Source organism: Streptomyces sp. NPDC048277 (assembly GCF_040652235.1).
GTDB lineage: Bacteria > Actinomycetota > Actinomycetes > Streptomycetales > Streptomycetaceae > Streptomyces.
On record NZ_JBEZLQ010000020.1, the window covers coordinates 93,565 to 106,305 of the forward strand.

Sequence of the window (12,741 nt, forward strand, 5' to 3'; positions counted from 1 at the left end):
CCCGCGTCCGCGTTCCGCGCGGGCCACGGGCGTCCCGCCCGCGCGTCACTCCGGCTGCCGGGTTCCGAGCCGCTCGTGCACCCAGTCGTGGAAGGCGCCGATGTGGTGCTCGCTGGGCACCAGCACCCCGCCCTTGGCGTACAGCCGTGAGCTCATCCCCGGCTGGGTGCGTTCGCAGGCGTCGAAGTCCTGGCGGTTGACCCGGTCGAAGAGCTCCACGGACCGGGTGACGTCCTTGCCGCTCTCGACGACGTGCGGCAGGTAGAGCCAGTCGCACTCGACGATCGTGCGGTCCACGGCGACCGGGTACATCCGGTGGAAGATCACGTGGTCGGGCACCAGGTTGATGAACACCTGCGGTTTGACGGTGATCGCGTAGTAGCGCCGGTCCTGGTCCTCGGAGACACCCGGTATCCGGTCCACGCCCTCGGAGCCGTCCACGGTGAAGCCCTGGATCTCCTCGCCGAACTCCGCGCCGTGGCCCACGTAGTACTGGGCGGCGTAGCCGTCGGCGAACTCCGGCAGCACCTCGGTGAGTTCGGGGTGGATGGTGGCGCAGTGGTAGCACTCCATGAAGTTCTCGATGATGAGCTTCCAGTTCGCCTTGACGTCGTAGACGATCCGCCGGCCCACCGAGAGGTTCGCGATGTCGTAGCGGTCGATCGACTCCACGTCGCCGAGGCGCTCGACCGCCGCCCCGATCACGTCCTCCTCGAAGGAGGGCGGGTTCTCCGCCAGGCACACCCACACATAGCCCAGCCATTCCCGGACGGCCACGCCCACCAGGCCGTACTCGGTGCGGCCGACGTCGGGCATCGAGGTCAGGTTCGGCGCGGCGACCAGCTTGCCGTCCAGCCCGTAGGTCCAGGCGTGGTACGGACACTGGAACGCCCGCTTGACCTCGCCGGACTCCTCCGTGCAGAGCTTGGCTCCGCGGTGCCGGCAGACGTTGAACCAGGCGCGGATCGAGTGGTCCCTGGCCCGGGTGACGAGGATGCTCTCGCGGCCCACGTCCACGGTGCGGAACGCGCCGGGCTTCGGCAGGTCGGCCGCGCGGGCGACGCAGAACCACATCGTCTCGAAGATGCGCTCCTGTTCCTGGGCGAAGATCCCGGGATCCGTGTAGGCGGAGCCGGGGAGGGTGGCGATCAGGCTGTCCGGCAGACTGGTCGAGGTCACGGTGCACTCCTCGGGGAACGTCGTGGATCGGTGGGGTGGCGTGGCCGCCGGGTCAGGACGCGGCGGCCGTGAACTGCTTGCGCGCGCGGGTGAACAGCCGCGGCTGGTTCATCCCGAGCACGGCGACCTGCCGGCCCGCCCGCCGGTAGACGGCGAGGAAGCTGCGGTCGTCGGTGGAGCCCTCCTCGACCGTCACACTGTCGGCCCCGGCCGCGTTGCCGACGAACTGGATCTTCACTCCGTACTGGTCGGACCAGAAGTACGGGGGCCTGGGTGTGCCCGGTTCCGTCGCGCCGTGGGCGAGCAGCGTGGCGACGGCGGCGGCCGGCCGCTCCAGGGCGCCGGTCCAGTGCTCGACCCTGCGGTGGCCGCCGGTGCGCGGGTCGTACCAGTTGGCGCAGTCGCCGACCGCGACCACCCCGGCCACGTCGGTGCGCCCGTCGGAGCCGCACTTCACGCCGTTGTCGAGCGTGATGCCGGAGCCCTCCAGCCACTCGACGCAGGGGCGCGCCCCCACGCCGACGACGACGGTGTCGGCGGGCACGCTGCGGCCGTCCTCCAGCAGGACGGCGTCGACCCGGCGCTCCCCGCTCAGCCCTTTGACGCCCACTCCGCACAGCAGCCGTACGCCGTGGTCGGAGTGGAGGGCGGAGACGACGCGGCCCATGGTCTCGCCGAGCGGTCCGGCCAGCGGGGTCGGCGCCGCCTCGATCACGGTGACGTCGAGGCCGAGGGCGTACGCCGTGGCGGCGACCTCGGCGCCGACGAACCCGCCGCCGATCACCACCAGGCGGCCGCCCCGGGCGAGGTCCTCGCGCAGGGCGCGGGCGTCGTCGAGGGTGCGCAGCGAGTGGACCCCGGCGAGGCCCTCGGTGCCGGGCAGGGTTCGGGCGGCGGCCCCGGTCGCGATGACCACGCCGTCGGCGCGGACCTCCCGGCCGTCGGCGAGCCGGATCGCCCGCGCGGTGCGGTCGAGCCCGGTGGCGCGGGCCCCGAGCAGCCACTCCGCGTGGAGTTCCTCGTCGTCGCGCTCCAGGGCGAGGTCCGCCTCGCCGACGGTGCCGGCCAGGAACTCCTTGGACAACGGCGGCCTGTCGTACGGGCGGTGGGGTTCGTCGCCGATGACGACCAGCCGGCCGTCGTACCCCTGCTGCCGCAGCGAGCGCGCGGCCGACAGCCCGGCCAGCGAGGCGCCCACCACGGCCACGGTCCTCACGCGGCGCCTCCGGTGAGGCGGGCGCTGACGCACGGCGGCAGGTTGGGGGCGGCGGCGGACAGCCGGACGTAGACCATGCCGTCCTCGACGACGACCTCGTGGGTGCGGACCGGGCGCTTGGCCGGGGGTGCGTCCACGGTGCCGGTCCTCAGGTCGAACTTCGAGGCGTGCAGGGGGCATTCCACCTCGCAGCCCTCCAGCCAGCCGTCGGCGAGCGAGGCGTCCTGGTGGGTGCAGGTGTCGTCGATGGCGAAGAGCTCGCCGTCGTCGGTGTGGAACACCGACACGGGCGGCTCGATGTCGAGCCGGTGGGCCTCGCCTCGCGGCAGATCCGCGAGACGGCACGCGGGAATCATCATGACACCTCGGTGCGTATAGCGAAACGGATTGCGATTAGCGCAACGACAGTTTGGGGGCGGTTCCGAAGCGTTGTCAAGGCGTTCACCCGCCGGTTTGCGCGGGCCGCGGCGGCCGTTCCCCGGGCACGCCGAAGTGCCCTCGACAGCGCGGGTGAACAGGGGAAACAGGCATCCCGTCGGGTGCCGCAGCGGCCCTGCCCCGGTGCCTTCACCGGGGCAGGGCCGCTGCGTCGCGGGGCGGGTCGCGGGGGCGGTCAGAAGCCGCGGTCGATCCACTCCTGGAGGTGCGGCGCCTCGGCGCCGACGGTGGTGGTGTCGCCATGGCCGGTGTGTACGACGGTGTCGCCGGGGAGCGTGAGGAGCCGCTCCCCGATCGACTCGACGATGGTCGGGAAGTCGCTGTACGACCGTCCCGTCGCCCCCGGCCCGCCGGCGAACAGCGTGTCGCCGCTGAACAGCGCGGAGAGCCCGGGCGCGTACAGGCAGACGGCCCCCGGCGCGTGGCCGGGGGTGTGCAGCACGGTCAGTTCGGTGCCGGCCACCTCGATGCGCTGCCCGTCGGCCAGTTCGGCGTCGGGCAGCCGGTCGGGGTGGGTCTGCTTCCACAGCGGCAGGTCGTCGGCGTGCAGCAGGATCGGGGCGCCGGTCCGGGCGGCGAGGCCGGGAGCGGCGTCGATGTGGTCGTTGTGCGCGTGGGTGCACACGATCGCGCGCAGGGTGCGCCCGCCGAGGGCCCGGAGGATCGCGTCGGCGTCGTGTGCGGCGTCGACGACGACGGCCTCCTCGTCGTCCCCCACGATCCACACGTTGTTGTCGACGTCCCAGGTGCCGCCGTCCAGCGAGAACGTCCCCGAGGTGACGAGGCGTTCGATGCGGACGCCGCTCGTCACAGGACCACCACCGAGCGCAGGACGTCACCGTGGTGCATGCGCTCGAAGGCCTTCTCGACCTCGTCCAGGGCGATGGTCTCGGTGACGAAGGCGTCCAGGTCGAGGCGGCCCTGCAGATACAGGTCGATGAGCATCGGGAAGTCGCGGGAGGGCAGACAGTCCCCGTACCAGGAGGACTTGAGCGCGCCGCCCCGGCCGAAGACGTCCAGGAGCGGCAGCTCCAGCTTCATCTCCGGGGTGGGTACGCCGACCAGCACCACGGTTCCGGCGAGGTCCCGGGCGTAGAAGGCCTGCCGGTACGTCTCCGGGCGGCCCACCGCCTCGATCACGACGTCGGCGCCGAAGCCGCCGGTCAGCTCGCGGACCGCGTCGATCGCGTCGGCCTCCTTGGAGTTGACCGTGTGCGTCGCGCCGAGCTTCTTCGCCGTGGCCAGCTTGCGGTCGTCGATGTCCACCGCGATGATCTTCGCCGCTCCGGCCAGGTTCGAGCCGAGGATCGCCGCGGCGCCGACGCCTCCGCAGCCGATGACGGCGACGCTGTCGCCGCGTCCGACGCCGCCGGTGTTGATGGCGGCGCCGAGGCCGGCCATCACCCCGCAGCCCAGCAGTCCGGCGGCGGCCGCGGACGCGGCGCGGTCCACCTTGGTGCACTGCCCGGCGGCGACCAGCGTCTTCTCCGCGAAGGCGCCGATCCCGAGGGCCGGCGAGAGTTCCGTACCTCCCCCAGACTTCGTCCGGGAGGTGCCCCCAGTGAGGGTCATCCTCTGCTTCGCGTTGTGGGTGTTGAAGCAGTACCACGGCCGTCCGCGCAGACAGGCCCGGCAGTTGCCGCACACGGCACGCCAGTTGAGGATCACGAAGTCGCCGGGCGCCACGTCGGTGACCCCGTCGCCGACCGTCTCGACCACCCCGGCCGCCTCGTGCCCCAGCAGGAACGGGAAGTCGTCGCTGATCCCGCCCTCGCGGTAGTGCAGATCGGTATGGCAGACCCCGCAGGCCTCGATCCTCACCACCGCCTCGCCCGGCCCGGGATCGGGCACGACGATCGTTTCCAGGCTGACGGGGGCGCCCTTGCTCCGCGCGACAACGGCACGGACCTGCTGAGACATGGCCACTCCTCGGCTGACAGAGGTGGCGAGAAGTTGCCCAATGCGGCACGCATCTCGTGTTTCGCAACACAGCATCGCGGAGGCCGAAGCGGCGGTCAAGGATCCGTCCGGCCGCCGGTCCACGCAAGGCCGCGCATCCGCCCGGCACACCCGGAGCGGCCACCACATCCGCAGGTATCATCTATTGCGCAATCACGACAAAAAACCCACATCCCTAGTCCGGCACGGAAGTGCTCGAGGTGAGGATGCGCGACATCACCTTCCGTGACGTCAGCGAGCTCCCCGAGCCCGCGGGCGAGGCGGAGGCCCTGCTGGACGCCCACGCCCGAGTTACGGGCTGGGGGCCGGGAGCCGAGGAACTGCTCGGTTACCCGGCGCGGGAGGTTCTCGGCCGTCGCGCGGACCAGCTCCTCCACGACCGCTCCGAGGCGGCGGACGTCCTCCGGCAGTGGGAGGAGGGCGCTCACCGGCGGCCGCTGGTGCTGCGCCGGCGCGACGGGGCGGCGCTGCAGGTCGAGGTCTGGGCCCGCGCCCTCACCTGCGCGCACGGTGGGCGTCAGTGGCTCGTGCAGGCGGTGGGCAAGGAGACGTTCCGCACCTACGAGTTCGGCCGTGCCCTGTTGGCGGGGCTCTTCACCGACACCCCCTTCCACATCGACCTCTTCGACACGGACCAGCGGTTCATCGCCCAGAACCTCGCGCGGCGGCGCGCCGGGGTGTTCCGGGGGACCCCGTACGCCGGGCACACCATGCGCGAGATGGCCCCGCCCGGCCTGCTCGACCTCGACGCGCTGGAGGCGCGGCAGCGGCAGGTGCTGGAGACCGGCGAGGCCCTCATCGACACCGAGGTCGCCGGCGACCCGGTACCCGGTTCGCCGGGCTCCTATGTGTGGTCGGAGTCCATCCTGCCGCTGCACGACCCGTCCGGAACGGTGATCGCGCTGGCCCATGTGGTCTCCGACGTGACCCAGCGGGTCCGCTCACGCGAGCGGCTCGTGCTGGCGAACGAGGCCGGCACCCGGATCGGCACCACCCTCGACCTCTGGCAGACGGCCCGGGAACTGGCCGAGGTCGCGGTGCCGGAATTCGCCGACGTCTGCCAGGTCGACCTGCTGGACTCCGTCCTCTCCGACGGGGAGCGCGCCGACGAAGGACAGCCGGGCCACCCGCTCCTGCGCCGGGCCGCATGCGCCGGAGCGGCGAAGGACCCGGGCGCGGCCGGCCCGGTCCGGGTGGGCGACCCGGACACGGCGGCGACGGCGCCCGGCTCGCCGTTCCTCGACGTCCTGGCCAAGGGCGTGTCCGTCCTGCGCACGGACGAGCAGCTGCGCACCGGCCCGGACGCCGTACGCTCCCGCCGTTCGCCGGGCGCGGGACCGGAGGTCCACTCCCGGCTGCTCGTCCCGCTGCTCGCCCAGGGGGGCGTCCTCGGCACCGCCGCGTTCATGCGCTCCCGCAACCCGCGCCGGTTCGAGCCCGACGACGTACTGCTGGCCGAGCAGATCGTGACCCGCACGGCGGTGTGCGTCGACAACGCCAGCCGCTACCACCGGGAGCGGACGACGGCACGGATCCTGCGGCACAGTCTCCTCCCCCAGCGGCTGCCGTCGCCGTCGGCGGTGCGGACCGCGTCCTGCTACCTGCCGGCCGGCGAGCACACCGGGCTGGGCGGTGACTGGTTCGACGTGATCCCGCTGTCCGGCACCCGGGTGGCGCTCGTGGTGGGCGACGTGGTCGGGCACGGTCTGCAGTCGGCCGTGACCATGGGCCGGCTGCGCGGGGCCGTACGCACCCTCGCGGACCTCGATCTGTCCCCCGTCGAGCTCCTCGCCCACCTGGACGACCAGATGAGCCGCTTCCTCGACGAGCGCGACGACGAGATGTCCCTGGTGACGGGGGCGACCTGCCTGTACGCGGTGTACGACCCGGTGTCGCGCCGCTGCCAGCTGGCGCGCGCCGGTCATCCGCCCCCGGCGCTCGTGTCGGCGGACGGCGGGGGCGTCGACCTCGTCGACCTGCCCGGCGGGCCGCCGCTGGGCCTGGGCGGTGTCGTCTTCGAGGAGCGCGAGATCACCCTGGCCGACGGCGACCTCCTGGTCCTCTACACCGACGGGTTGCTGGAGTCCCGTGCGCAGGACTTCGGCACCGGGCTGCGCCGGATGCGCGACACCCTCGCCCGCACTCCCGTGTCGGCCGCACCGCAGGAGGTGTGCGACACGCTGGTGCGCGAACTGGTGCCGCCGGGCCACCAGGACGACGTGGCCGTCCTGGTGGCCCGGATGAGCACTCTGGCGCCGGACTCCCATGTCACCTGGGAGATCGAGGCCGCGGACCGGATGGTCGGCCGGGCCCGCGAACTGGCGGCTCGGCAGCTGGCGCTGTGGGGGCTGGCGGAGGAGTCGTTCACCACCGAGCTGATCGTCAGCGAGCTGGTGACGAACGCGCTGCGGTACGGCGGCGAGCCGATCACCCTGCGCCTGATCCGGGACCGGAGCCTGATCTGCGAGGTGTCGGACGGCAGCAGCACCTCTCCCCATGTGCGCCGCGCCCAGGACACGGACGAGGGCGGCCGCGGTCTCTATCTCATCACCCGGCTCACGCAGAACTGGGGGACGCGGTACGGCGCCCGGGGCAAGACCATCTGGGCCGAGCAGTCGCTGCCCGGCTGAGGCGCACACCGTCGAGGGGGTCAGTCGTCCTCCGGGCCGGGGACGACGACCAGGAAGGCGTCCGTGCGCAGATCCATGACCACCGTGGCGGGCTCGCCCTCGGCTCGCCGGGCCGCCGCGTACTCCTCCGCCGGCCAGGACCCCCGAGGGGCCCCGGCGGGAAACCGCTCCAACACCTTCGCGCCCATACGGCCCGTCACCTCCCGCGTCGACGTCCTCCCTCCTCTGCGTCTGCCCCCGACCGGCGCGGACATGCCGGGGCGGGGGACGTGCATCGGGCCGGGCCGCCGCGTAGAAGTAGCGGTGCTCGCAACCAGCGCCGTACCGCACGGAGTCGCACCATGAACGTCTCGGTCGTCCTGTTCACCGCCGATCTGCGCCTGCACGACCATCCGCCGCTACGGGCGGCCCTGGACGGCGCGGGCGAGGTCGTGCCGCTGTTCGTACGGGACCGGGCGGTGGACCGGGCCGGCTTCGCCGTGCCGAACCGGCTGGCGTTCCTCGCCGACTGTCTGCGCGACCTCGACGCGGAGCTGCGCGAGCGCGGCGGCCGGCTGGTGGTGCGCTCCGGTGACCTGGTGGACGAGGTGTGCAAGGTGGCCGCGGAGGCGGATGCCGGCGAGGTGCACCTGGCGGCCGACGTCAGCGCGCACGCGCAGCGCCGGGAGGAGCGGCTGCGCCGTGCCCTGGAGGCGGACGGGCGGCGGCTGCACGTCCACGACGCGGTGACCGCGGCGGTCCCGGCGGGTGCGGTGACCCCGGCCGGCTCGGACCACTACGCGGTGTTCACACCGTACTTCCGCCAGTGGTCGCGGCAGCCGCTGCGGGCCGCCCTGGCCGCGCCGCGCACGGTACGCGTCCCGGACGGCGTCGGATCCGAGCCGCTGCCGCGCCGCGACACGCTGTCCGGGGTGTCGGAGGGCCTGGCGGCCGGCGGCGAGACGGAGGGCCGCAGGCGGCTCGCTGCCTGGCTGCGCGCGGGCATCGCGTCGTACGAGGAGCGTCACGACGACCTGGCCGGCGACGCGACCTCCCGGCTCTCGCCGCACCTCCACTTCGGCACGCTCTCCCCCGTCGAGCTGGCGCAGCGGTCCCGGCGGGCGGGCGGCCCGGGCGCGGAGGCGTTCGTACGGCAGCTGGCGTGGCGGGACTTCCACCGGCAGGTGCTGGCCGCGCGTCCGGCGGCGGCGACGGCCGACTACCGTACGAGACACGACCGTTGGCGCGACGGGCGCACCGCGCGCGCGGACGTCGAGGCGTGGCGGGCGGGCCGTACCGGCTATCCGGTGGTCGACGCGGCGATGCGCCAGTTGCGCCACGAGGGCTGGATGCACAACCGCGGCCGGCTGCTGACGGCGAGCTTTCTGGCCAAGACGCTGTACGTCGACTGGCGCGTGGGCGCCCGGCACTTCCTGGAGCTGCTGGTCGACGGGGACGTGGCCAACAACCAGCTCAACTGGCAGTGGGTGGCGGGCACCGGCACGGACAGCCGCCCCAACCGGGTCCTCAACCCCGTGGCCCAGGCGAGGCGTTACGACCCGGACGGCGGCTATGTCCGGCGCTGGGTGCCCGAGCTGGCGGCGCTGGCGGGTGCGTCGGTGCACGAGCCGTGGAAGCTGCGCGGCGCGGACCGGGCGGCGCTCGGCTATCCGGAGCCGATCGTCGACCTGGCCGAGGGCCTCGACCGGTTCCGGCGGGCCCGGGAGCGCGGCTGAGGACACCCGAAGCCGTGCGCAGAGCTACACATAAAGACAAAATAAGAGCAGAATGCTAGTAAGCGGCGTATACCGCACGCTTCAGACGCGGTCAGGCCTGCAAGTCAAAGGAGACGAGTCATGGCCAACGTCTCGCACGGCAGAAGTGACATAACAAGCCACCCCGATGTCTCCGAAATGCGGGAGCGCTACGCCCGCATGCTCGGCGGTCGTGATGTGGCGCTCGTGGACGGACCGGTGTTCCTGCTCGGTCTGTACTGCGCGGCGTCCCCGTGGATCGTCCACTACACGACGAGCCAGCCCGCGCTCGCGACCCACAACCTGATCATGGGGATAGCGATAGGCCTGCTGGCACTCGGATTCACCAGGGCCCCGGAACGCATGTACGGCCTCAGCTGGGCCATGTGCGCCATGGGTATCTGGCTGATCATCGCACCCTGGATCGTCGGCCGCAGCCCGGACACTGGCGTCATCATCAACAACGTCGTCATCGGCGGGCTCGCCCTCTGCCTCGGGCTGCTGTGCGCCGTCACGACGGCCAGGCGAACGCCCATGACGTAGGCACACCGAGCGCCCCCGGAAGGGAGGACGCGGGGCCGGTCCGGTGACGGCGGGCCGGCCCCGTCGCGCGGTCAGTGGCCGGGCACCAGCCAGGGCTCCTGCGGGAGCGGGCTGCCGGTCTCGATGAGCGACTTCAGGTTGGACAGCACGGCCGGCCAGCCGGACGACACGTCGCGCAGTTCGCCCTCGTCGTTGAGGTCCTCGTGGGTGACGGTGAGCTTGACGATGTCGGCGTGCGGCCGGATGTCGAAGGTGACCCGGGAGTACCGGTCCGGGTCCCCCTCGTCCTCGGGCGCGGCCCAGGTGGTGACCAGCCGGGTCGGACGCTCGCTCTCCACGACGGTGCCGACCACGTCGGCGATGCCGGAGCCGTCGGTGCGCCGGTGCTCCCAGCGGGAGCCGGGCCGCCAGTCGGAGACGTTGGCGTGGCCCCAGTAGACGGCGGTCAGGTCGGCGTCCGTGAGGGTGTCCCAGACCTTCTCGGGCGTGCTGGCGATGTAGATGACGTAGACATGGCTGGGCTTGTCGCTCATGGCTTCCTCGGCTCGTCGCTTCAGGTCGCCGAGCGCGCGCAGGCGCGGGCGCTCGAACTTGTCGATCCACCGCTCCTGGATCTCGTGGAGCGGCACGGGGTTGAGGTAGTGCAGCTTTTCCCGCCCCCGCCGCACGGTGCTGATCAGATTGGCGGCCTCCAGGACGGCCAGGTGCTGGGTCACCGACTGGCGGGCCATCGCGATGCGCTCACACAACTCGCCCAGCGTCTGCCCGTTCTGCTCGTGCAGCCGGTCCAGCAACCGTCTGCGCGTGTCGTCGGCCAGCGCCTTGAAGACCTTGTCCATCGCACTGTCGTCCTCTGATCGCACACTCAACGTTATGCAGGCAATTACCTGCATGTCAAGGAAGGCCGGGCCGGCGCACACCGACCCGGTTCCTAGGCGGACGCGTGCGCCCCGTCACCCCGCCACCTCGAAGGAGATCCAGACGTCCGGCGGCAGCTCCGGCCGGTCCGGCACCGGGCGGGGCTCCTCCGTCCAGGCGTCTCCGGCGGCCTCCGTCGCGACGCGCCGCCAGAAGGCGACCGCGCCGGGGTTCTCGTACTGGAACGCGATCTCCCAGCGGCCCGGGTGCCGGGCGAGGATCTCGCGGACCCCGCGCAGCCCGATGCCGGACCGCCGCGCACCGCGCACCACGAAGAAGCTGTTGAGCACCCGCGTCGGCCCGCCCAGCCCCCGCACGAACGCGAGGCCGACCGGGCGCTCGCCCCGGACCAGCAGATAGGCCGCCCAGTCCGGTGCGGAGAAGGCGGCCTCGACGCGGTCGCCGCGGAAGGTTCCGTCGGGGTGGGGCAGGATGCCCCGGAACTCCGACAGGTCGTGACGGAACATGAGCCACAGCCGTTCGACGACGGGGCGGTCCTCGGGTCCGGCGGGGCGGGCGAATACGTCCGGTGCAGTGATCTCGGTCATGAAAAAAGCCTCACCCGGCGGGAGTCGACCGCGCCGGATGAGGCTGACGTACGGGAGTGAGTTTATCCCACCGCGGCGTTCTCGGGTGTCACGTACGCCTCACTGATCTCCCTCTCCCCGAACGGCCACACCTTCTCCAGCCGCGCCCAGATCAGGAACGCCACACAGCCGAGGGCGACCCAGGCCAGGGACCACTCGATGGGATGGCGGCCCGGGGAGTTCTTGTCGGCGTAGCCGTAGATCACGCACCAGCCGGCGAAGGCGATGACGCTCGGCACGGGGTAGAGCCACATCCGGTACGGCCGTTTCAGCACCGGCTGCCGGCGGCGCAGCACCGTGAGCGCCACGATCTGGGCCAGCGCCTGGACGATCACCATGACGGTGGTGAGGAGCTGGATGAGCGTGGCCAGGTCGGTGTGACGGCCGATCAGGAAGCCGACGGCGGTGATCACGCCCATGGTCGCGAGGCCCAGCGTCGGGAAGCGGTGCTTGGGGTGGAGCTTCTCGTACGGCCGGAAGAAGACCCGGTCGCGGGCCGCGTCGTAGGGCACCCGGGAGCCGCCGAGCAGTCCGGTGAAGACGGAGGCGAAGGCCGTGATCAGGATCAGGACGGTGACCGTGTCGGCGGCACCCTTGCCCCAGGTCTTCTCGAGGACCGCCGAGGCCACGGAGGTCGAGGCGATGTCGTCGGGGTTCGTCATGCGGTGCCAGTCGATGACGCCGAGCGTGCCGATCTGCAGCAGCAGGTAGATCGCCATGATGCCGAGGATCGAGAAGAGGATGGAGCGCGGCAGGGTGCGGCCGGGGTCCTTGATCTCGGCGCCCATGTAGGCGGTGGTGTTGTAGCCGAGGTAGTCGTAGATGCCGATGGTCAGGCCCGCGGCGAAGCCGAGCCAGAAGTGGTCGCCGGTCAGGTCGAAGGCGTGCGCCGGGTAGGTGAAGGCCAGGTGCGGGCTGAAGTCGCTGGCCGCGGCGGCGATCACCAGCAGCACCGAGGCGATCATCACCGCCCACATGACGGCGGTGATCCGGGCGATGTGCTCGATACCGCGCCAGAGCAGGAGCACCACCAGGGCGATGATGCCGAGCCCGGTCAGGTCGCCGGAGGTCTGGCCGAGGCCGGGGGCGAGATAGCCCAGGTACTGCACGAAGCCGACCACGCCGGTGGACATGATCAGCGGGATGAAGAGCATCGCCGTCCACACGAACAGGAACGGCATCAGACGTCCGGTGCGGTACTGGAAGGCCTGGCGCAGATAGACGTAGCTGCCGCCGGAGCCGGGCATGGCGGCGCCGAGTTCGGCCCAGACGAGGCCGTCGCAGAGGGCGAGCACCGCGCCGGCCACGAAGCCGATCACCGCCTGCGGGCCGCCGAACGCGGCGACCATCAGCGGGATGGTCACGAACGGGCCGATGCCGCACATCTGGCTCATGTTGATGGCGGTGGCCTGGAACAGGCCGACGCGACGGACGAAACCGCCTTCGGGCGGCGGGCTGCCGGGACCGAGGGGACTACCGGGACTACCGGACATGGGGGCTCCTGAGCGAGGCACTGAGGGAAGGAAGTGAGGCGCGAA

Annotated in this window: 12 protein-coding genes; 3 read left to right on the top strand and 9 right to left on the bottom strand. The window is 72.1% G+C overall.

Annotated elements, in window-relative coordinates; translation table 11 throughout:
* Positions 1-45: 45 nt before the first annotated feature.
* The 5 genes from AB0D85_RS35535 to AB0D85_RS35555 all read right to left on the bottom strand — a co-directional run bounded on the left by AB0D85_RS35535 (position 46) and on the right by AB0D85_RS35555 (position 4,753).
* On the bottom strand, positions 46-1,179 hold the full coding sequence (locus AB0D85_RS35535) for an aromatic ring-hydroxylating dioxygenase subunit alpha (protein ID WP_362329341.1): 1,134 nt from the start codon (positions 1,177-1,179) through the stop codon (positions 46-48).
* Positions 1,180-1,231: 52 nt separating this feature from the next.
* Positions 1,232-2,395 carry an FAD-dependent oxidoreductase gene (locus tag AB0D85_RS35540; RefSeq protein ID WP_362329344.1) on the bottom strand — a complete coding sequence of 388 codons (1,164 nt, stop codon included), beginning with the start codon at positions 2,393-2,395 and terminating at the stop codon, positions 1,232-1,234.
* Positions 2,392-2,754, bottom strand: coding sequence for a bifunctional 3-phenylpropionate/cinnamic acid dioxygenase ferredoxin subunit (locus tag AB0D85_RS35545; RefSeq protein ID WP_362329346.1), 363 nt, complete (start codon positions 2,752-2,754; stop codon positions 2,392-2,394). The genes AB0D85_RS35540 and AB0D85_RS35545 overlap by 4 nt, the downstream gene beginning before the upstream one ends.
* 254 nt (positions 2,755-3,008) lie before the next feature.
* Positions 3,009-3,644 carry an MBL fold metallo-hydrolase gene (locus AB0D85_RS35550; protein WP_362329349.1) on the bottom strand — a complete coding sequence of 212 codons (636 nt, stop codon included), beginning with the start codon at positions 3,642-3,644 and terminating at the stop codon, positions 3,009-3,011.
* The gene (locus AB0D85_RS35555; RefSeq protein ID WP_362329352.1) at positions 3,641-4,753 is read right to left on the bottom strand and encodes an S-(hydroxymethyl)mycothiol dehydrogenase; all 1,113 of its coding nucleotides are present in this window, start codon (positions 4,751-4,753) and stop codon (positions 3,641-3,643) included. The genes AB0D85_RS35550 and AB0D85_RS35555 overlap by 4 nt, the downstream gene beginning before the upstream one ends.
* Before the next feature lie 245 nt (positions 4,754-4,998).
* Here AB0D85_RS35555 and AB0D85_RS35560 point away from each other — a divergent pair, with 245 nt between their 5' ends.
* Positions 4,999-7,422, top strand: a complete 2,424-nt coding sequence (locus AB0D85_RS35560; RefSeq protein WP_362329355.1) for a SpoIIE family protein phosphatase — start codon at positions 4,999-5,001, stop codon at positions 7,420-7,422.
* Between the two features lie 20 nt (positions 7,423-7,442).
* On the opposite strand, the gene AB0D85_RS35565 is transcribed toward AB0D85_RS35560, so the two are convergent.
* Positions 7,443-7,610, bottom strand: coding sequence for a hypothetical protein (locus AB0D85_RS35565; RefSeq protein ID WP_362329358.1), 168 nt, complete (start codon positions 7,608-7,610; stop codon positions 7,443-7,445).
* A 153-nt stretch (positions 7,611-7,763) separates the two neighbouring features.
* Between AB0D85_RS35565 and AB0D85_RS35570 the strand changes: the two genes are divergently transcribed.
* Together AB0D85_RS35570 and AB0D85_RS35575 are read left to right on the top strand one after the other, a co-directional pair.
* Positions 7,764-9,137 (top strand): deoxyribodipyrimidine photo-lyase, encoded by a 1,374-nt coding sequence (locus AB0D85_RS35570; RefSeq protein WP_362329361.1) that lies wholly within the window; start codon positions 7,764-7,766, stop codon positions 9,135-9,137.
* A gap of 120 nt (positions 9,138-9,257) precedes the next feature.
* Positions 9,258-9,698, top strand: a complete 441-nt coding sequence (locus tag AB0D85_RS35575) for an SPW repeat protein (RefSeq protein WP_362329364.1) — start codon at positions 9,258-9,260, stop codon at positions 9,696-9,698.
* 71 nt (positions 9,699-9,769) lie between these two features.
* Here the strand turns inward: AB0D85_RS35575 and AB0D85_RS35580 are convergent, their stop codons facing one another.
* The 3 genes from AB0D85_RS35580 to AB0D85_RS35590 all read right to left on the bottom strand — a co-directional run bounded on the left by AB0D85_RS35580 (position 9,770) and on the right by AB0D85_RS35590 (position 12,696).
* A complete protein-coding gene (locus AB0D85_RS35580) occupies positions 9,770-10,537 on the bottom strand; it encodes a metalloregulator ArsR/SmtB family transcription factor (RefSeq protein WP_362329367.1) in 768 nt (255 codons plus the stop codon).
* Positions 10,538-10,651: 114 nt separating this feature from the next.
* Entirely contained in the window at positions 10,652-11,164 is a 513-nt protein-coding gene (locus tag AB0D85_RS35585) for a GNAT family N-acetyltransferase (protein ID WP_362329370.1), read from the bottom strand.
* Between the two features lie 62 nt (positions 11,165-11,226).
* On the bottom strand, positions 11,227-12,696 hold the full coding sequence (locus AB0D85_RS35590) for an APC family permease (protein ID WP_362329373.1): 1,470 nt from the start codon (positions 12,694-12,696) through the stop codon (positions 11,227-11,229).
* Between the last annotated feature and the right edge of the window lie 45 nt (positions 12,697-12,741).